The organism is Ruegeria sp. SAZD011 (assembly GCF_059612545.1).
The window spans coordinates 366,013-381,993 of record NZ_JBXWQU010000022.1; the positions used below are offsets into that span (position 1 = coordinate 366,013).

The 15,981-nt window shown below is 61.5% G+C and carries 28 protein-coding genes; 1 reads left to right on the forward strand and 27 read right to left on the reverse strand.

Features of this window, described 5'->3' with window-relative positions:
• Positions 1 to 77: 77 nt before the first annotated feature.
• From rplQ to AC2FLM_RS10505, 24 genes are all read right to left on the reverse strand, one after another.
• Positions 78 to 500 (reverse strand): 50S ribosomal protein L17, encoded by a 423-nt coding sequence (gene rplQ, locus AC2FLM_RS10390; protein ID WP_496857736.1) that lies wholly within the window; start codon positions 498 to 500, stop codon positions 78 to 80.
• 135 nt (positions 501 to 635) lie between these two features.
• Complete coding sequence (locus AC2FLM_RS10395; protein ID WP_234140529.1) at positions 636 to 1,652, reverse strand: DNA-directed RNA polymerase subunit alpha; 1,017 nt, start codon at positions 1,650 to 1,652, stop codon at positions 636 to 638.
• Between the two features lie 116 nt (positions 1,653 to 1,768).
• Positions 1,769 to 2,161 carry a 30S ribosomal protein S11 gene (gene rpsK, locus AC2FLM_RS10400; RefSeq protein WP_011046269.1) on the reverse strand — a complete coding sequence of 131 codons (393 nt, stop codon included), beginning with the start codon at positions 2,159 to 2,161 and terminating at the stop codon, positions 1,769 to 1,771.
• 14 nt (positions 2,162 to 2,175) lie between these two features.
• On the reverse strand, positions 2,176 to 2,544 hold the full coding sequence (gene rpsM / locus AC2FLM_RS10405) for a 30S ribosomal protein S13 (protein WP_234140526.1): 369 nt from the start codon (positions 2,542 to 2,544) through the stop codon (positions 2,176 to 2,178).
• A 202-nt stretch (positions 2,545 to 2,746) separates the two neighbouring features.
• Positions 2,747 to 3,388 carry an adenylate kinase gene (locus tag AC2FLM_RS10410; protein ID WP_496857738.1) on the reverse strand — a complete coding sequence of 214 codons (642 nt, stop codon included), beginning with the start codon at positions 3,386 to 3,388 and terminating at the stop codon, positions 2,747 to 2,749.
• Entirely contained in the window at positions 3,385 to 4,752 is a 1,368-nt protein-coding gene (gene secY, locus AC2FLM_RS10415) for a preprotein translocase subunit SecY (RefSeq protein WP_011046265.1), read from the reverse strand. The genes AC2FLM_RS10410 and secY overlap by 4 nt, the downstream gene beginning before the upstream one ends.
• Before the next feature lie 112 nt (positions 4,753 to 4,864).
• Complete coding sequence (rplO, locus tag AC2FLM_RS10420; RefSeq protein WP_496857740.1) at positions 4,865 to 5,338, reverse strand: 50S ribosomal protein L15; 474 nt, start codon at positions 5,336 to 5,338, stop codon at positions 4,865 to 4,867.
• Positions 5,339 to 5,530: 192 nt separating this feature from the next.
• Positions 5,531 to 5,746 carry a DUF1127 domain-containing protein gene (locus tag AC2FLM_RS10425; protein WP_234140513.1) on the reverse strand — a complete coding sequence of 72 codons (216 nt, stop codon included), beginning with the start codon at positions 5,744 to 5,746 and terminating at the stop codon, positions 5,531 to 5,533.
• Between the two features lie 148 nt (positions 5,747 to 5,894).
• A complete protein-coding gene (locus AC2FLM_RS10430) occupies positions 5,895 to 6,572 on the reverse strand; it encodes a 2-hydroxychromene-2-carboxylate isomerase (RefSeq protein WP_496857742.1) in 678 nt (225 codons plus the stop codon).
• A gap of 96 nt (positions 6,573 to 6,668) precedes the next feature.
• Positions 6,669 to 6,857, reverse strand: a complete 189-nt coding sequence (rpmD, locus tag AC2FLM_RS10435; RefSeq protein ID WP_234140505.1) for a 50S ribosomal protein L30 — start codon at positions 6,855 to 6,857, stop codon at positions 6,669 to 6,671.
• Between the two features lie 12 nt (positions 6,858 to 6,869).
• On the reverse strand, positions 6,870 to 7,451 hold the full coding sequence (rpsE, locus tag AC2FLM_RS10440; RefSeq protein WP_496857744.1) for a 30S ribosomal protein S5: 582 nt from the start codon (positions 7,449 to 7,451) through the stop codon (positions 6,870 to 6,872).
• 112 nt (positions 7,452 to 7,563) lie between these two features.
• A complete protein-coding gene (gene rplR, locus AC2FLM_RS10445; RefSeq protein WP_234140503.1) occupies positions 7,564 to 7,923 on the reverse strand; it encodes a 50S ribosomal protein L18 in 360 nt (119 codons plus the stop codon).
• An 11-nt stretch (positions 7,924 to 7,934) separates the two neighbouring features.
• On the reverse strand, positions 7,935 to 8,468 hold the full coding sequence (gene rplF, locus AC2FLM_RS10450) for a 50S ribosomal protein L6 (RefSeq protein ID WP_234142733.1): 534 nt from the start codon (positions 8,466 to 8,468) through the stop codon (positions 7,935 to 7,937).
• A 12-nt stretch (positions 8,469 to 8,480) separates the two neighbouring features.
• Complete coding sequence (rpsH, locus tag AC2FLM_RS10455) at positions 8,481 to 8,873, reverse strand: 30S ribosomal protein S8 (protein ID WP_234140501.1); 393 nt, start codon at positions 8,871 to 8,873, stop codon at positions 8,481 to 8,483.
• Positions 8,874 to 8,885: 12 nt separating this feature from the next.
• Positions 8,886 to 9,191, reverse strand: coding sequence for a 30S ribosomal protein S14 (rpsN, locus tag AC2FLM_RS10460; protein WP_234140500.1), 306 nt, complete (start codon positions 9,189 to 9,191; stop codon positions 8,886 to 8,888).
• A gap of 17 nt (positions 9,192 to 9,208) precedes the next feature.
• On the reverse strand, positions 9,209 to 9,769 hold the full coding sequence (gene rplE, locus AC2FLM_RS10465) for a 50S ribosomal protein L5 (protein ID WP_234140498.1): 561 nt from the start codon (positions 9,767 to 9,769) through the stop codon (positions 9,209 to 9,211).
• A complete protein-coding gene (gene rplX / locus AC2FLM_RS10470) occupies positions 9,762 to 10,073 on the reverse strand; it encodes a 50S ribosomal protein L24 (protein ID WP_496857747.1) in 312 nt (103 codons plus the stop codon). Before rplX ends, rplE begins: the two co-directional genes overlap by 8 nt.
• A 2-nt stretch (positions 10,074 to 10,075) precedes the next feature.
• Positions 10,076 to 10,444: a 50S ribosomal protein L14 gene (gene rplN, locus AC2FLM_RS10475; protein ID WP_005621870.1), complete on the reverse strand. Its 369-nt coding sequence runs from the start codon at positions 10,442 to 10,444 to the stop codon at positions 10,076 to 10,078.
• Positions 10,445 to 10,545: 101 nt separating this feature from the next.
• A complete protein-coding gene (gene rpsQ / locus AC2FLM_RS10480; protein ID WP_011046254.1) occupies positions 10,546 to 10,776 on the reverse strand; it encodes a 30S ribosomal protein S17 in 231 nt (76 codons plus the stop codon).
• Between the two features lie 12 nt (positions 10,777 to 10,788).
• Positions 10,789 to 10,989 (reverse strand): 50S ribosomal protein L29, encoded by a 201-nt coding sequence (gene rpmC / locus AC2FLM_RS10485; RefSeq protein ID WP_234140496.1) that lies wholly within the window; start codon positions 10,987 to 10,989, stop codon positions 10,789 to 10,791.
• A 183-nt stretch (positions 10,990 to 11,172) separates the two neighbouring features.
• Positions 11,173 to 11,871: a Crp/Fnr family transcriptional regulator gene (locus AC2FLM_RS10490; protein WP_234219541.1), complete on the reverse strand. Its 699-nt coding sequence runs from the start codon at positions 11,869 to 11,871 to the stop codon at positions 11,173 to 11,175.
• 92 nt (positions 11,872 to 11,963) lie between these two features.
• Positions 11,964 to 12,461, reverse strand: coding sequence for a hypothetical protein (locus AC2FLM_RS10495; protein WP_496857749.1), 498 nt, complete (start codon positions 12,459 to 12,461; stop codon positions 11,964 to 11,966).
• A gap of 126 nt (positions 12,462 to 12,587) precedes the next feature.
• Positions 12,588 to 13,208, reverse strand: coding sequence for a 2OG-Fe(II) oxygenase family protein (locus AC2FLM_RS10500; protein WP_496857751.1), 621 nt, complete (start codon positions 13,206 to 13,208; stop codon positions 12,588 to 12,590).
• A gap of 66 nt (positions 13,209 to 13,274) precedes the next feature.
• Positions 13,275 to 13,976: a winged helix-turn-helix transcriptional regulator gene (locus AC2FLM_RS10505; RefSeq protein ID WP_496825491.1), complete on the reverse strand. Its 702-nt coding sequence runs from the start codon at positions 13,974 to 13,976 to the stop codon at positions 13,275 to 13,277.
• A gap of 169 nt (positions 13,977 to 14,145) precedes the next feature.
• Between AC2FLM_RS10505 and AC2FLM_RS10510 the strand changes: the two genes are divergently transcribed.
• Positions 14,146 to 14,394: a YjiS-like domain-containing protein gene (locus AC2FLM_RS10510; protein WP_496857753.1), complete on the forward strand. Its 249-nt coding sequence runs from the start codon at positions 14,146 to 14,148 to the stop codon at positions 14,392 to 14,394.
• 72 nt (positions 14,395 to 14,466) lie between these two features.
• Here AC2FLM_RS10510 and rplP read toward each other — a convergent pair whose 3' ends face one another.
• From rplP to rplV, 3 genes are read right to left on the reverse strand one after another with little or no spacing between them, the layout of a single operon-like run.
• Positions 14,467 to 14,880, reverse strand: coding sequence for a 50S ribosomal protein L16 (gene rplP / locus AC2FLM_RS10515; RefSeq protein WP_011046248.1), 414 nt, complete (start codon positions 14,878 to 14,880; stop codon positions 14,467 to 14,469).
• A gap of 12 nt (positions 14,881 to 14,892) precedes the next feature.
• Positions 14,893 to 15,600 carry a 30S ribosomal protein S3 gene (gene rpsC, locus AC2FLM_RS10520; RefSeq protein ID WP_496857755.1) on the reverse strand — a complete coding sequence of 236 codons (708 nt, stop codon included), beginning with the start codon at positions 15,598 to 15,600 and terminating at the stop codon, positions 14,893 to 14,895.
• On the reverse strand, positions 15,600 to 15,980 hold the full coding sequence (gene rplV, locus AC2FLM_RS10525) for a 50S ribosomal protein L22 (RefSeq protein ID WP_496857756.1): 381 nt from the start codon (positions 15,978 to 15,980) through the stop codon (positions 15,600 to 15,602). The genes rpsC and rplV overlap by 1 nt, the downstream gene beginning before the upstream one ends.
• Position 15,981: the final 1 nt, after the last annotated feature.

Here is a 15,981-nt window from a genome sequence, read left to right on the forward strand (position 1 = left end):
GGGGCAACACACGCCGGAAACGAAAAACCCCGCCCGGTTGTCCGGGCGGGGCGCAATCGGGACATGTCCCGGAATGCTTATTCTTCGGCGACTGCCTCTTCTTCGGCCAGACGGGCCTTGTCTGCGGCACCTTTGGCATCGACGTCGCGATTGACGAATTCGATGATCGCCATCGGCGCCATGTCGCCATAACGGAAGCCGGCCTTCAGGATGCGGACATAACCGCCCTGACGATCCTTGTAACGCTCTGCCAGAACGTCGAACAGCTTGGCGACGTCCTTGTCCTCTTTCAGCTGTGCTGCGGCCTGACGGCGCGCGTGCAGGTCACCGCGCTTGCCCAGCGTGATCAGCTTTTCGACGATCGGGCGCAGTTCCTTGGCCTTGGGCAGGGTGGTCTTGATCTGTTCGTGCTCGATCAGCGAGCCCGCCATGTTGGCAAACAGGGCCTTGCGGTGTTCGTGGGTGCGGTTGAGGCGGCGGTAACCACGTGCGTGACGCATTTTCTATCTCCTAACTTGCGTTTTGCTTTGTCCGACCGGCGATGCGTGTCACCGGCTCTCCTTGGGGCATTGGCCCTGATATTCCCCGGCAGCTCCGGGCATTGGCAGGGCGGGCTGTTCGCCCGCCCCTTGTTCTCAGAACGCGTCTTCGAACTTCTTGGCCAGATCCTCGATGTTGTCCGGCGGCCAGTCCTCGACATCCATGCCCAGGTGCAGGCCCATGCCCGACAGCACTTCCTTGATCTCGTTCAGCGACTTGCGACCGAAGTTCGGGGTGCGCAGCATCTCGGCTTCGGTCTTCTGGATCAGGTCGCCGATATAGACGATGTTGTCGTTCTTGAGGCAGTTGGCCGAACGCACCGACAGTTCCAGCTCATCCACTTTCTTGAGCAGAAGCGGGTTGAACTCCAGACCGTCATCGTCGTCCTGGCGGCCAGCCGATTCCGGCTCGTCGAAGTTGACGAAGATCGACAGCTGGTCCTGAAGGATACGCGCGGCATAGGCCACGGCATCGTCCGGCGAGATCGAACCGTCGGTTTCGATCTTCATGGTCAGCTTGTCATAATCCAGCACCTGGCCCTCGCGGGTGGGCTGCACGTCATAGGCGACCTTCTTGACCGGCGAATAGATCGCGTCGATCGGAATCAGGCCGATGGGCGCGTCTTCGGGGCGGTTCTTGTCGGCCGAGACATAGCCCTTGCCGGTATTCACGGTCAGTTCCATGAACAGGTCGGCACCATCGTCCAGGTGACAGATCACGTGGTCGCGGTTCAGGATCTCGATACCGGCGCTTTCGCTGATGTCACCGGCGGTGACGACAGCCGGGCCCTTGGCATTGATCGACAGGCGCTTGGGCCCTTCGACATCCATGCGCAGCGAGACCTGCTTGAGGTTGAGGATGATGTCGGTGACGTCTTCGCGCACACCGGCGACGCTCGAAAACTCGTGCAGGACGTTGTCGATCTGCACGCTGGTGATGGCCGCGCCTTGCAGCGAGCTCATCAGGATGCGGCGCAGCGCGTTGCCCAGCGTCAGACCAAAACCGCGCTCCAGCGGTTCGGCGATCACGGTCGCCTGGCGTGCCGGATCATTGCCCGGCTTGACCTCAAGCTGGGTCGGCTTGATCAGTTCTGCCCAGTTCTTGTGGATCATGTAATCCCTCCATTCCTGTTCGCACCCCATGTCCAGCAAGATGCAAACGCCCGAGGTTTCAAACGGCGTGCTGGGGCCGTGTACCAGACACGGCCCCAGCGTAATTCCTGGGTCGCTTAGACGCGGCGGCGCTTCGGCGGGCGGCAGCCGTTGTGGGCGATCGGGGTCACGTCGCGGATCGACGTGATGTTGAAGCCCACGGCAGCCAGAGCGCGCAGAGCCGATTCACGGCCCGAACCGGGGCCCTGAACTTCGACTTCCAGCGTCTTGACGCCATGATCCTGCGCCTTGCGGCCGGCATCTTCGGCAGCCAGCTGAGCGGCGTAGGGGGTCGATTTCCGCGATCCCTTGAAGCCCATCGTGCCAGCCGACGACCACGAGATGGCGTTGCCTTGCACATCCGAGATCAGGATCTTGGTGTTGTTGAACGTCGAGTTCACATGGGCCACGCCCGATGCGATATTCTTGCGTTCTTTTTTCTTCGTGGTGCGGGTCTTATCGCGTGCCATATCTCAACGCCCCCTTATTTCTTCTTGCCGGCAATGGCCTTTGCGGGGCCTTTGCGGGTACGAGCGTTGGTATGGGTCCGCTGACCGCGAACCGGCAGGTTGCGGCGGTGACGCAGACCGCGATAGCAGCCCAGGTCCATCAGGCGCTTGATGTTCATCTGAACTTCACGGCGCAGGTCGCCTTCGACGCTGTAGTTGGCGTCGATATGCTCGCGGATGGCCAGAACCTCGGCATCGCTCAGCTCGTTCACGCGACGGGTCGCGTCGATGCCCACGGCTTCGCAGATGGCTTTCGCCGTGGTGTTGCCGATACCGGTGATATAGGTGAGGGCGATGGGTACCCGTTTGGCAGTCGGGATGTTTACGCCGGCAATACGTGCCACGTGTCACTTTCCTTTTCGTTGCGGTTCCGTAGCGCCAGAACCTTTTTTCACAACGCTTGACCATGGCAGTGTCGCCAGTAGATCCAGCATTATTTGAGGTGGTCTTGCGCAAATGGAACGAATCCCGTCCGCGCGGTTGATTCCCCGAGGGGATGGTGGTCGATATGGGCTTTTGAAGGGGCCGTCAAGCCCCTACCCAATGTCAGCCCAGAATGGCTTCGATCGAGGCGGTGACTTCCTTGATATCGGCGAGCCCGTTGACCGGGCGCAGGTCGCCCGTGGCATAGTAATAGCCGATCAAAGGTGACGTTTTCTTGTAATATTCCATCAGCCGGGTACGCAGGCTGTCCTCGTTGTCGTCGGCGCGGCGGTTGAACTCGGTGCTGCCGCAATTGCTGCACTTGCCATCGGCCGGGATCGGTTTGGTGATGTCGTTATAGACCTCGCCACAGCCGCCGCAGGTCGAGCGGGCGGTGATGCGGCTGACCAGCGCCTCGTCATCGACGCGCATCTCGATCACGGTATGCAGCGACTGGCCGTGCTTGGCCAGCAACGCGGCCAGCGCGTCGGCCTGGGCCAGGGTGCGGGGGAACCCGTCGAAGATGAAACCGGCCCCTTTCTTGGTGGTCAGCTGTTCCTCGATCAGGCCGATGACGATCTCGTCGGTGACCAGCTTGCCCGCATCCATGATGGCAGCGACCTTCTGGCCCATTTCGGTGCCAGACGTGCGCGCCTCGCGCAGCATGTCACCGGTCGACAGCTGGATCATGCCACGTGTTTCGACCAGATGCCGTGCCTGGGTGCCTTTGCCCGCACCCGGGGGTCCCAACAGAATGATGTTCATCGACGCGCCGGTCCCTTCCTGTTCGTACGCTTGCGATTCTTGCCGCGAAGCTGCGATTTTTCGATCAGACCTTCGTACTGGTGTGCCAGCAGATGGCTCTGGACCTGTTGAATCGTGTCCATGGTCACCGAAACAATGATCAGCACCGAGGTGCCGCCGAAATAGAACGGCACGTTGAACTGGCCGCGCATGATCTCGGGCAGCAGGCAGACGGCGGCCAGATAGGCCGAGCCCAGCACCAGCACGCGGTTGACCACGTATTCCAGATATTCGGCGGTCTTCTTGCCCGGACGGATACCGGGAACAAAGCCGTTCTGGTTCTTGAGGTTCTGCGCCACGTCATCGGGTTTGAACGAGACGTTGAAGGTGTAGAAATAGGCAAAGAACACGATCATCGACACGAAGAACAGCAGATAGAGCGGCTGTCCGGGGCCGAAATTCGCCAAGAGCCAGGACATCACCGGCCCGTTGGCCGCGCCCGAGGAGAAGGTCGAGATGGTCACCGGCAAAAGCAGCAGTGAGCTTGCGAAGATCGCCGGGATCACGCCTGCGGGGTTGACCTTGACCGGCAGGTGGCTGGAGCCGCCGTCATAGACCTTCATGCCCACCTGACGGCGGGGATACTGGATGTGGATCTTGCGCAGGGCGCGTTCCATGAACACGACGAATGTGATGACCGCGATCACCATCAGGATGATGGCGATGATCACGGCGGGGCTGATCGCGCCCGAACGGCCGCTGGCAAAGAACTGTGCCAGCGCGGCGGGAACCTCGGCAATGATGCCGACAAAGATGATCAGCGAGACGCCGTTGCCGATGCCGCGCGCGGTGATCTGTTCGCCCAGCCACATCAGGAACATGGTGCCACCCACAAGGGTGATCATGGTGGCAAAGCGGAAATACATGCCCGGTTCGGTGGCCAGGTCGCCCGATTCCAGCGAGACCGCAAGGCCATAGGCCTGCACGGTGGCCAGGGCCACGGTGCCGAGACGGGTATACTGGTTGATCTTCTTGCGGCCCTGTTCGCCCTCCTTCTTGAGTTGCTCAAGCGAGGGGACCATGGCCGTCAGCAGCTGAACGATGATCGAGGCCGAGATATAGGGCATGATGCCCAGGGCAAAGATGCCCATCCGCCCAAGCGCGCCACCGGTGAACATCGACACCATGCCGCCGATGCCCTGCCCCGCCTGTTCCATGAACTCGCGCAGCGCCACACCGTCGATGCCCGGCACGGGAATGAACGTGCCCAGACGATAGACGATGAGAAGCCCCAGCGTGAACAGGATCCGATTGCGCAGGTCCGTGGCCTTGCCCAGGGCGGACCAGCTGGTGTTGGCCGCCATTTGTTCTGCTGCTGATACCATGTTGTATCGGTCTCTCTGATGCAAACGCCGCCCGGAACCGTTTTCCGGCTCGGGCGGCGTTTTGGAAAACTTGGGTGTCTATGTAAGCGGGTCGGCGCCCGCTCACAAGCCGTTACTCTGCCGCAGCAGCGTTTGTGACCTTCAGCGAGCCGCCCGCCTTTTCGACAGCCTCGACAGCCGATTGCGACGCGCCGGTGACTTCGATGTTCAGCTTGGCGTTGAAATCGCCCTTGGCCAGCACGCGAATGCCGTCCAGCTTGCGGCGCACCAGGCCGGATGCGACCAGCGCGTCCTCGGTGATGGCGGCGGCGCCGTCCAGCTTGCCGGCTTCGACGAATTTCTGGATCAGGCCCAGGTTGACCACGGCGAACGCCTTGCGGTTGGGCTTGTTGAAGCCACGCTTGGGCAGACGCTGATAGAGCGGCATCTGGCCGCCTTCATAGCCATTGATGGCCACACCCGAACGGGATTTCTGACCCTTGATACCACGGCCACCCATCTTGCCTTTGCCCGAGCCGGGGCCACGGCCGATGCGCATCCGTTTCTTGGCTGCGCCCGGATTGTCGCTGAGTTCATGCAGTTTCATATCGCTTCTCCTTCGCCGGATGTGACCCACGAAGCGTGACGGGCCAACCTCGGCATTTCTTGCTTGTTGATTCTCGCGGCCTTGCGGCCACCGGGGGCGTATAGACGCTGAAAGCCTGTCATGCAAGCGCCCCGAAATGCAAAACGCCCCCGGATTTCCGAGGGCGGTGCAGCAGTCCGTCAGATGGGCCGATCAGGCACCATAGACGTGAAAGCGGGCGATATCCTCGATATCGCAACGGCGGATGCCGATATCTGCCAATTCCCGGTTCGACAGGCGGTCCAGCTCGTTGAACGTACGCTTGTAGGCGGCGTTCCGGGCCCAGGTGGCGCGGGTCGATTTCAGGGCGGACAGGACGCGGGTCACCACAGAGGGGGCGCGGTCGGCGGTCACGGTTGCATATGCCATTTTCTCTTACCTCATACGGATGCAGCAGGGCCCTTCCCCACTGCCTGTTTTTCGGGCATTCCGAACATGGCTGGCAGATAGTGCTGCGCCGCAGCATCAGCAAGAGGTGCTTTGGTCTAGCCGCCATGCAGCGGCGGCATGGCTTGGCTCAGCCAACCGGCGGATTGTGCCAATTGCCGGGCCGAAACGGCCGCGTCAGGGCGCGGGCCACCAGTTCCAGCCGGTCCTGGCCATAGAACGGATCTCCCTCGACCACATAGGTGGGTGATCCGAACAGCGCGCGGTCGATCGCCTCTTGCGTATTGACGGCCTGTTCGTCGATTGCCGGGGCGGATCGGGCGGCCGCCAACAGCGACTCGACCGGCAGTCCCAGCCGCGCCAGCAGGTCGCTCAACAATCGTGGATCGGCGATATCCGCATCATCGCGCCAATGCGCCTGGAGTATCGCAAAGGACAGTGCGTTCACATCCAATCCGTCCCGCTGCGCGGCGATGATCAAACCGTTGGGCAGATCGAGCGGGTTGTCATGATAGGTCGGGCGGTGGTCGATCACCGGCAGCCCACGCCATTCGGCCCAGCGTTCGATTTCACGGCCAAAGAAATAGTCGACATGCGCCTGGCTGCGCGCGGCGAAGGACAGGCCGCCCGCCGCCTCGACCACCGGGCTGAGCAGGATGGGGCGATGCACCAGCTCTGTACCGGGATGAGCGGCGCAGATGCGATACAGCTCCTGCGCGCCGAGATAGGCATAGGCGGAATGGGCGGAGTAGAAATAGTCGATGCGTACCATGAGGTGCAGGGTATGCGGCAAAGAGCGGCGGCGCATCCCGCGCCATGTCCGCACACGCGAAATTGATCCGCGCGGCGCAAACGAAAACGCCCCCGGCGAACCGGGGGCGTTTAAACTTCCATCGAGAGGGGCTTAGCCGCGCTCTTCGACGATCTCGACCAGATGCGGGATCTTGCGAATCATGCCGCGGACCGAGGGGGTATCCTCCAGCTCGCGGGTCTTGTGCATCTTGTTCAGGCCCAGACCAACCAGGGTTGCGCGCTGGTCGGCGGGGCGGCGGATCGGCGAGCCGATCTGCTTGACGACGATGGTTTTTGCCATGGGTGCGTCTCCTTAGGCTTCAGCGGCTTCAGCGGCTTCAGCAGCCGGTGCTTCGTCCCGCTTGGGCAGGATGTCGGCGACCTTCTTGCCGCGGCGCTGTGCGACCGAACGCGGGCTCTGCTCTTTTTTCAGGCCGTCGATGGTGGCGCGGATCATGTTGTAGGGGTTCGCGCTGCCCAGCGACTTGGACACGACGTCCTTGACGCCCAGCATTTCGAACACGGCACGCATCGGACCACCGGCGATGATACCGGTACCTTCGGGCGCGGCGCGCATGACGACCTTACCGGCGCCGTGACGGCCTTCGATGTCGTGATGCAGGGTGCGGCCTTCGCGCAGCTGCACGCGGATCATCTGGCGCTTGGCCTGCTCGGTTGCCTTGCGGATGGCCTCGGGCACTTCTTTCGCCTTGCCCTTGCCAAAGCCGACGCGGCCTTTCTGATCGCCCACGACCACCAGAGCGGCGAAGCCGAAGCGCTTACCGCCCTTGACGGTTTTCGACACGCGGTTGATCGCGACCAGACGGTCGGCGAATTCGGGGGCTGCTTCCTCGCGGTCGCGACGGTTGCCCCGGCGGTTTTCACGTTCTGCCATGCGGCATTCCTCTTTCTCTGTTGGCGCCTGGGCGCCGTTGTCTCCGATCCCTGGTGGCCACGCGGACGCGACCCCGGATCATCGGGGGGGCGGCAGGCGCCCCCCTCAGGTCTTAGATCTTCAGACCGCCTTCACGCGCGGCGTCGGCCAGAGCCTTCACCTTGCCGTGGAACAGGAAGCCGCCACGATCGAAATAGGCCTCTTCGATGCCAGCCTTCTTGGCACGCTCGGCGATTGCCGCACCCACCTTCTTGGCCGCTTCGACGTTGTTCTTGCCAACAACGCCAAGGTCTTTTTCCATGGTCGAGGCTGCCGCCAGGGTCACGCCGCGAACGTCGTCGATCAGCTGGGCGCTGATGTTCTTGTTCGAGCGGTGCACGCTGAGGCGCAGGCGCCCGGCGTTGACCTTGCGAAGCTTGTTCCGAACGCGCAGGCGGCGTTTCAGAAACAGGGTACGTTTGCTGTTTGCCATTGTTCGCGTCCTTACTTCTTCTTGCCGTCTTTGCGGAAGATGAACTCGCCCTTGTAGCGGATACCCTTGCCTTTGTACGGCTCGGGCGAACGCCACTCGCGGATTTTCGCAGCCACTTCACCAACCTGTTGCTGGTCGATGCCTTCGACAACGATCTCGGTCTGCTTCGGGGTGCTCACGGTGACGCCCGCCGGAACGGCGAAGTCGACATCGTGGCTGTAGCCGAGGTTCAGCTTGAGCGTGTTGCCCTGGGCGTTGGCGCGGTAACCCACACCGGTGATCTCCAGCTCTTTCTTGAAGCCTTCGGTCACGCCGGCGACGAGGTTGGCCACCATGGTGCGCGACATGCCCCACTGCTGGCGTGCCCGCTTGGACATGCCACGGGGGGTGACGCTCACCACATTGCCGTCGACGGTGATGGTCACGTCGTCGGTGGCGGTGAAGCTGCGGGCGCCCTTGGGGCCCTTCACTTCGATGGTCTGGCCCGACACAGAGGCGGAAACGCCACTGGGCAGCTCGACCGGTTTCTTACCAATACGAGACATTTGCAGACCTCCTTAGAAGACGGTGCAGAGCACTTCGCCGCCAACATTGTTGGAGCGAGCGTTTGCGTCCGACATCACACCTTTCGGAGTGCTGACAATCGACACGCCCAGACCCTGACGGACCGAGGGGATGTCCTTGACGCCCATGTAAACGCGACGACCGGGTTTCGACACCCGCTTCAGTTCGCGAATGACGGGTTCGCCTTCGTAGTATTTCAGCTCGATGTTCAGCGTCGGGTGGCCATTGGCATCCGTCGACTTCTCATAGCCGCGGATATAGCCTTCGTCCGCCAGTACATCCAGAACCCAGGCGCGCAGTTTCGAGCCGGGGGTGCTGACCGTGGTCTTGCCGCGCAGCTGAGCGTTGCGGATACGGGTGAGCATATCGCCGATAGGATCGTTCATATCACTCTCTCCTTACCAGCTCGATTTCACCATGCCGGGGATCTGACCAGCAGACCCCAGCTCGCGCAGCATGATCCGGCTGACCTTGAGCTTACGATAGTAAGCGTGCGGACGGCCGGTAAGCTGGCAGCGGTTGTGAAGACGGGTTGCCGAGCTGTTGCGCGGCAGTTTCGCCAGTTGCAGACGCGCCTTGAAGCGCTCTTCCATCGGGCGGCTCTCGTCGTTTGCGATTTCTTTCAGCTCGGCGCGCTTTGCGGCATATTGTGCCACCAGGCGCTCGCGCTTCTTCTCGCGTTCGATCATGCTTTTCTTAGCCATGTCTAATCCTCGCGCGCTTAGGCGTTGAAGGGCATGTTGAAATGCTTCAACAGGCTCTTGGCTTCGGCGTCGGTTTTCGCAGTGGTGGCGATGATGATGTCCATGCCCCAGACTTCGTCGACCTTGTCGAAGTCGATTTCCGGGAACACGATGTGCTCCTTGATCCCCATGGCAAAGTTGCCACGGCCATCGAACGACGGCTTCACACCACGGAAGTCGCGGATGCGGGGCATCGCGATGGTGATCAGACGATCAAGGAATTCATACATGCGCTCGCCGCGCAGCGTAACCTTGGCACCCATCGGCATGTCTTCGCGAACGCGGAAACCGGCGATCGACTTCTTGGCCGTGGTGGTGATGGCTTTCTGGCCGGCAATCTTGCTCAGATCTTCCTGAGCCGATTTGGCCTTCTTGCTGTCTTTCACCGCCTCGGCGCCGCAGCCGATGTTCAGAACGATCTTGTCCAGCTTGGGGATCATCATGTCGTTCTTGTAGCCGAACTCTTCTTTCAGAGCGGCCCGGATGGTTTCTGCGTACTGTGCTTTCAGACGCGGGGTATAGTTTGCAGCATCAAGCATCGATCACGTCCCCCGTGGTCTTGGCAAAACGGACCTTCTTGTCACCTTCCATGCGGAAGCCGACGCGGGTTGGCTTGCCGTTCTTGTCCAGCAGCGCCAGGTTGCTGAGGTCGATCGGCAGTGCCTTGGGCAGGCGGCCACCTTGCGAGGTCTGGGTCTGGCGGGTGTGACGGATGGCGATGTTAACGCCATCGACAACAGCTTTGCCGGCTTTCGGGTCAACCGAGGAGATGGTCCCCTCTTTGCCCTTGTCCTTGCCGGCCAGCACGACGACCTTGTCGCCTTTGCGGAGTTTTGCGGCCATGATTACAGCACCTCCGGAGCCAGCGAGATGATTTTCATGAAGTTCTTCGCGCGCAGTTCACGAACAACCGGGCCAAAGATACGGGTACCGACCGGCTCGTTGTTGTTGTTCAGGATGACGGCGGCGTTGCGATCGAAACGGATCGCGGTGCCGTCTTCGCGACGGACTTCTTTGGCGGTGCGCACGACGACGGCCTTGCGGACGTCACCTTTCTTCACGCGGCCGCGCGGGATGGCTTCCTTCACCGAGACGACAATGATGTCGCCGACGGAGGCGTATTTACGCTTGGAACCACCCAGAACCTTGATGCACTGAACCCGGCGAGCGCCGGAGTTGTCAGCAACATCCAGATTGGTTTGCATCTGGATCATGTGGTTTCTCCCGACCTTTGGGGCGCCGATGCGTGGCGGTATCCCCAGGGTTTCGACTGTGCCAAGAGGCCTAGTCGCCAGGAGCCTGAAGGATCAGGCTCTTAGGCTTCCAGAACTTCCCAGCGTTTCGTTTTCGATTTCGGCGCGCATTCGATGATGCGGACGGTATCGCCGACCTTGAAAGCGTTCTTTTCATCGTGAGCCCGGTATTTCTTGGACTTACGGATGGTTTTCTTCAGAACCGGATGGGTGAAGCGGCGCTCCACCAGGACGGTCACGGTCTGTGCGTTGGCGTCGCTGGTCACGGTGCCTTGCAGAATACGTTTGGGCATCTCTCAGGCTCCTCAGTTCGCAGCTTCAGCGGCTTTTTCGTTCAACACGGTCTGCACACGGGCAACGTCGCGGCGGACGGTGCGGATGCGGGCCGTGCTTTCGAGCTGACCGGTGGCCTGCTGGAAGCGCAGGTTGAACGCCTCCTTCTTCAGGTTGACCAGATCTTCCCGGAGCTGATCCGGGGTCTTGTTACGCAGTTCCTGGGCGTTCATCGCCTTTTCCTTTGCTCAAAACACCAGAGGGCCCCGTGGCCGGGTCACCCTTGACCTGGTGGATGAATGACAAACAAGCGAATCCCCCGCTGGCGCGGGGGAACGCAAGATGCCGCTCTATAGGAGAGTTGCCATGGGAGGGCAAGGGAAAGTTCACCCGTACACATGACCGGCGACCTGCTGTCAGTCGGCCGTCCCGCCAACCGGTCGAACGGCGGTTTCGGCACCGGCGTTCTGATAGGCCAGCTTGGCGCGCATGTCGCGGGCAACACCCGCCTCGACGGCCGCCATGGCCGCCGGGTTGCTCTCGCGCAGGCGGTCGAGCTTGGGCCGCTCGATCCGCCAGACCCATCCTTCGTTCTGCATCACCGCCGTGGCCACCGCCAGTCCATCCCCCATCAGGGACATCTCGCCGATGAAATGGCCCTCGCCCACCAGCCGCAGCAGCCGACCTTGTCGTTCGATCCGAACCACGCCGGACGCCACATAGGTCAGGAACTCGGGTCGCTGCCCTTCATGTGTCAGCACCGTCTCGGATGGCAGCGTTTCCCAGCGCCCCATATCCAGCAACCGGCGGGTACGCCCCGGCGAGAGGCCGCTCAGCAGGGTTTCGCGAAACCGGTCCTCCTCTGGGGTGAACCGCGCGCGCCGGTCGTTGCGCCACAGCAGGGCAAGCTCGGCAACGTTCACCACAACCAACAGGCTCTGCCAGAACACGCCCACCGGGTTTTGCAGCCAGAAATGATCGAACGCGATGCCCGCCAACGCCGAGGCGATCACGAACAGCCGCAGCCACAGCATGTGGCGCATCAGCATCGACAGCACGAGCAGCAGATAGGACAAATGCCCCGCCCAGCCTTCGATGATGAACCCCAGATCCATGCGCGCGATGTCCGCTAGTCCCGCCGGTGTTTCTCCGGCCTCCTTTCAGCGATAGCGGTCCCCTCGGTTGCATTCAAGCACGGCGCGGGGGCCTAACGGTTGGCGGTCGCGCGTTTCAACACCTCAAGCATCTGGGCGACCTGTTCCGGGGTCAGCCGGCCATGCCCCACCAGGAACGCCTCGATATCCCGATCCGTATAGCGGCCGGTCAGATCATCCTCGCGTATAATCAGACTGTGGCGCGCCAGATCGCGGGCCGAGACATGACAGGCCCGGCATTTCTGCCGGAACAGCTGCCCCGAGGCACGGATCATGTCGAAATGGGCAAGCAGGATCGCAGCCTCCTGCGGGGTCAGGCGGCCATGGCCCGCCTCCAGCATCGCGGCGACGGAGCGTCCCGACCGTTGCCCCATCAACCCCTCTTGCGTCAGCGCCAGATCCTGCCAGACGAAATCGCCTGCATGCGGCAGATGGCACCCGGCGCAGCGTTCTTCGTACAGACGATGCGGATCAGCCGATTGGGTCAGCGCGGGCGCAGCCAGAAACAGGGCAAGAAGGGCAGTCAAAAGGGGCAGAGAGATACGCGGCATGGCACATTCGCGACCAAGGACAAGCGCTGCCGCTGGCGCGTCACGCCGGAGCAGCGCGCCCAATTTAGAGCAACGCTCTAATGATCCCCATGACTTCGGTCAAATCCGGTGCTGCCGGCGCCGGGATCACTCCCACCGATAGTTGAAGCTGACCGAGATGCGTTCCTCTTCAGCCATGTTCATCGGAACCTCGTGGCGCAGCCAGCTTTCCCAGAGCAGCACATCGCCCACATCGGGTTTCATATAGATAAAGGGCTGCAATTCGCGCCGGGCGGTCTTGGTGCGCATCGGCGCCGCCATCATCCGGCCCGAACGTGGGTCTTCCAGTTTCAGCGCGCTGGCACCGTCGGGCATGGCGACATAGGTGGTGCCGGAAATCACCGAATGCGGATGCAGGTGGCTGGAATGCATGCCGCCCTGCGGCAGGATGTTGATCCAGAGATCCTCGAGCACCAGTTTGCGCCCGTCCAGATCGAACTCCAGATCGGCTGCGAAAGCCGCGACATGGGCGTCGAGCGACGTGACCAGATCGGCAAAGATCGGAAAGCGCCAGGGCAGATCGGTGAGGGAGGCATAGGAGGTATAGCCGGGATAGCCGTTTTCCTCGCACCATTCCTGCCCGGCCTCGTCATCTTCGGCGATGGAATAGCAGGACGCCTCCATCTCTCCCGAGTCGATGGCGGGGCCATGTTCGGACAGGCGGGCACGGTAGAGGCGGGTGACAAAGAGGGATTCGATCTGGGACATGGCGGAGTCATAGACCAACCCGGGAACACGCGCGAGAGCCAGTCGTCGCGACAGCAATATTCGATGTCAAACGGCCCGAGCCAGACCCTCGACCCCGGCGTACATGCTTAGTCTGAGCCATCGCCCGATCGTCTTTTCCAGTCGTTTGTCTCCTGACATGAAAAACCTCCCGCTGTCGATCTCGCGACCGTAAGACATCCGGCCAAGATAGATGCCGGTCATCACGGACACACCCGTCTCGATGAACAAATCCACGTCAAAGCCGGGATCCGCAGCACACAGTTCCACCGGAACACCCGGACGAACGACCAGCCAATAGGTCGACGCAGGCGAGGTCGCGTCCGAAAAGTTGAAACGGACAACTGTCCGGCCCGGCGGCAGGGCATCGACCACGATCCGGTTTCGAAGGGTCCACATCAGGACATCCGCATCACGGTCTTCGAGCGCCACATCGACAGTTACATTGCGCTGCGCCCACCGCGCGAGACCTTCGAGGATCGGGTCCAGTTCGACGGCCTTCTCGGTACGGATATAGTCTATGACCCCGCTGGCTGGGTCATCGATCCGTTCGACAAGGCCATTCAACTGCATCTCTTTCAGGCGTTTGGCCAGCAGAGTCGGCGAGATTCCCGGTAGGCCGCGCTTGATATCATTGAAACGGGTCGAACCGGTGGAGAGCTCTCCGAGGATCTGAATGGTCCAACGGGGATTGAGGACTTCGCAAGCCTTGGAAGTCGGGCAAAAGAGACCAAACGGTTTGGTCGTCATCTCGTACCTCCATCTTCTGGTCTGTCGGGTATGTGACAGTCTATCCGGGCCCGGGGTATCGCTCCAGTACAGAAGCTGTACCGGTTCTGGTTCACTTCCTACACTGCCCCGCGCCATGATCGAGGTGGCACACTGTCGTCAGATGAGCCCCGAACAAGGACTACGACAGATGATCTCCCTCGCACATGCCGCAACCGAGCAGACCCGCCTTCATAATGCCCTTTCCATAAATCGGTTCCGTTTGATCGCCCAAGGGCTATTGCTCCGCTGGCATGCGATGGCCACTTTGTCCCTGCTATCGGACCGCGGATTGCGCGACATCGGGCTGACACGCGACGATGTCATGTCGATTGCACGAGATACCAGCGGAATTGACCAGACTGAGCAGACGCGGCTTCGCCAGTCCGGCAACTGGTAAGGCGCGCAGCGTAGAACAGAAAACCCCCGCCGGTCGCCCGGCGGGGGTTCTCGTTCTAGCAAAGAACTGAAATTACCAGTCTTCGCGGACCACGACGCGGGTCTTGATCGGCAGCTTCATCGCGGCCAGGCGCAGGGCCTCGCGGGCGATTTCGTCATTGACGCCATCGATCTCGAACATCACGCGACCGGGCTTGACCTTGCAGGCCCAGTAATCCACCGAACCCTTACCTTTACCCATACGGACTTCGGTCGGCTTCGACGTCACCGGCGTATCCGGGAAGATCCGGATCCAGACGCGGCCCTGACGTTTCATGTGACGCGTCATGGCACGACGTGCGGCTTCGATCTGGCGGGCGGTAACCCGCTCGGGCTCCAGAGCCTTCAGACCATAGGTGCCGAAGTTCAGGTCGCTTCCGCCTTTTGCCAGACCGTGGATACGGCCCTTGAACATCTTGCGGAATTTAGTGCGCTTTGGTTGCAGCATCTCTAATCCTCCTTAGCGGCGGCCACCGGCGCCACGCGGGGCCGGACCATCCTGGAGTTCCTGTGCCTTGCGGTCACGCGCCTGCGGATCATGCTCGAGGATCTCGCCTTTGAAGATCCAGACCTTGATCCCGATGATCCCGTAAGGGGTCGAGGCCTCGGCCAGAGCATAATCGATGTCGGCGCGCAGTGTGTGCAGGGGCACGCGGCCCTCGCGATACCACTCGGTCCGTGCGATCTCGGCACCGCCCAGACGGCCGGCGACGTTCACACGGATACCCAGGGCACCCATCCGCATCGAGTTTTGTACCGCGCGCTTCATCGCACGGCGGAAGGACACGCGGCGTTCCAGCTGCTGGGCGATCGACTCGGCGACCAGCTGAGCATCCATCTCGGGCTTGCGCACTTCGACGATGTTCAGGTGCAGCTCGCTGTCGGTCATGTTCGCCAGCTTCTTGCGCAGGGTCTCGATATCGGCGCCTTTCTTGCCGATGATCACGCCAGGACGCGCGGTGTGGATCGTCACGCGGCACTTCTTGTGCGGACGCTCGATGATCACACGGGCGACACCAGCCTGCTTGCACTCTTCCTTGATGAACTCGCGGATCGCGAGGTCTTCGAGCAGCAGATTGCCATATTCCTTGGTATCTGCGTACCAGCGGCTGTCCCAGGTGCGGTTGACCTGAAGACGCATGCCGATCGGATTGACTTTATGTCCCATTAGGCTTGCTCCTCAACTTGACGCACCGTGATGGTGAGCTCCGAGAACGGCTTCATGATCTTGCCGAACCGGCCACGGGCCCGCGGACGGCCGCGTTTCATGACCAGGTTCTTGCCAACCCATGCTTCGGCAACGATCAGCTCGTCCACGTCCAGGTTGTGGTTGTTTTCGGCATTGGCGATGGCGGACTGAAGGCATTTCTTCACGTCCTGCGCGATCCGCTTGTTCGAGAAAGTCAGATCGGTCAGGGCCTGTCCGACTTTCTTGCCGCGGATCATCGCTGCAACCAGGTTCAGTTTCTGCGGGGAAGTACGGAGCATGCGCAGTTTTGCCATTGCTTCGTTGTCTGCCACGCGGCGGGGGTTCTTTTCCTTGCCCATG

What these genes read in the sequence shown, in the direction of transcription:
- rplQ (WP_496857736.1), bottom strand. Translation starts at nt 500, where the DNA reads ATGCGTCACGCACGTGGTTACCGCCGCCTCAACCGCACCCACGAACAC.
- AC2FLM_RS10395 (WP_234140529.1), bottom strand. Translation starts at nt 1,652, where the DNA reads ATGATCCACAAGAACTGGGCAGAACTGATCAAGCCGACCCAGCTTGAG.
- rpsK (WP_011046269.1), bottom strand. Translation starts at nt 2,161, where the DNA reads ATGGCACGCGATAAGACCCGCACCACGAAGAAAAAAGAACGCAAGAAT.
- AC2FLM_RS10410 (WP_496857738.1), bottom strand. Translation starts at nt 3,388, where the DNA reads ATGAACATCATTCTGTTGGGACCCCCGGGTGCGGGCAAAGGCACCCAG.
- secY (WP_011046265.1), bottom strand. Translation starts at nt 4,752, where the DNA reads ATGGTATCAGCAGCAGAACAAATGGCGGCCAACACCAGCTGGTCCGCC.
- rplO (WP_496857740.1), bottom strand. Translation starts at nt 5,338, where the DNA reads ATGAAACTGCATGAACTCAGCGACAATCCGGGCGCAGCCAAGAAACGG.
- AC2FLM_RS10425 (WP_234140513.1), bottom strand. Translation starts at nt 5,746, where the DNA reads ATGGCATATGCAACCGTGACCGCCGACCGCGCCCCCTCTGTGGTGACC.
- AC2FLM_RS10430 (WP_496857742.1), bottom strand. Translation starts at nt 6,572, where the DNA reads ATGCGCCGCCGCTCTTTGCCGCATACCCTGCACCTCATGGTACGCATC.
- rpmD (WP_234140505.1), bottom strand. Translation starts at nt 6,857, where the DNA reads ATGGCAAAAACCATCGTCGTCAAGCAGATCGGCTCGCCGATCCGCCGC.
- rpsE (WP_496857744.1), bottom strand. Translation starts at nt 7,451, where the DNA reads ATGGCAGAACGTGAAAACCGCCGGGGCAACCGTCGCGACCGCGAGGAA.
- rplR (WP_234140503.1), bottom strand. Translation starts at nt 7,923, where the DNA reads ATGGCAAACAGCAAACGTACCCTGTTTCTGAAACGCCGCCTGCGCGTT.
- rplF (WP_234142733.1), bottom strand. Translation starts at nt 8,468, where the DNA reads ATGTCTCGTATTGGTAAGAAACCGGTCGAGCTGCCCAGTGGCGTTTCC.
- rpsH (WP_234140501.1), bottom strand. Translation starts at nt 8,873, where the DNA reads ATGAACGATCCTATCGGCGATATGCTCACCCGTATCCGCAACGCTCAG.
- rpsN (WP_234140500.1), bottom strand. Translation starts at nt 9,191, where the DNA reads ATGGCTAAGAAAAGCATGATCGAACGCGAGAAGAAGCGCGAGCGCCTG.
- rplE (WP_234140498.1), bottom strand. Translation starts at nt 9,769, where the DNA reads ATGCTTGATGCTGCAAACTATACCCCGCGTCTGAAAGCACAGTACGCA.
- rplX (WP_496857747.1), bottom strand. Translation starts at nt 10,073, where the DNA reads ATGGCCGCAAAACTCCGCAAAGGCGACAAGGTCGTCGTGCTGGCCGGC.
- rplN (WP_005621870.1), bottom strand. Translation starts at nt 10,444, where the DNA reads ATGATCCAGATGCAAACCAATCTGGATGTTGCTGACAACTCCGGCGCT.
- rpsQ (WP_011046254.1), bottom strand. Translation starts at nt 10,776, where the DNA reads ATGCCCAAACGTATTCTGCAAGGCACCGTGACCAGCGACGCCAACGCA.
- rpmC (WP_234140496.1), bottom strand. Translation starts at nt 10,989, where the DNA reads ATGAACGCCCAGGAACTGCGTAACAAGACCCCGGATCAGCTCCGGGAA.
- AC2FLM_RS10490 (WP_234219541.1), bottom strand. Translation starts at nt 11,871, where the DNA reads ATGGATCTGGGGTTCATCATCGAAGGCTGGGCGGGGCATTTGTCCTAT.
- AC2FLM_RS10495 (WP_496857749.1), bottom strand. Translation starts at nt 12,461, where the DNA reads ATGCCGCGTATCTCTCTGCCCCTTTTGACTGCCCTTCTTGCCCTGTTT.
- AC2FLM_RS10500 (WP_496857751.1), bottom strand. Translation starts at nt 13,208, where the DNA reads ATGTCCCAGATCGAATCCCTCTTTGTCACCCGCCTCTACCGTGCCCGC.
- AC2FLM_RS10505 (WP_496825491.1), bottom strand. Translation starts at nt 13,976, where the DNA reads ATGACGACCAAACCGTTTGGTCTCTTTTGCCCGACTTCCAAGGCTTGC.
- AC2FLM_RS10510 (WP_496857753.1), top strand. Translation starts at nt 14,146, where the DNA reads ATGATCTCCCTCGCACATGCCGCAACCGAGCAGACCCGCCTTCATAAT.
- rplP (WP_011046248.1), bottom strand. Translation starts at nt 14,880, where the DNA reads ATGCTGCAACCAAAGCGCACTAAATTCCGCAAGATGTTCAAGGGCCGT.
- rpsC (WP_496857755.1), bottom strand. Translation starts at nt 15,600, where the DNA reads ATGGGACATAAAGTCAATCCGATCGGCATGCGTCTTCAGGTCAACCGC.
- rplV (WP_496857756.1), bottom strand. Translation starts at nt 15,980, where the DNA reads ATGGGCAAGGAAAAGAACCCCCGCCGCGTGGCAGACAACGAAGCAATG.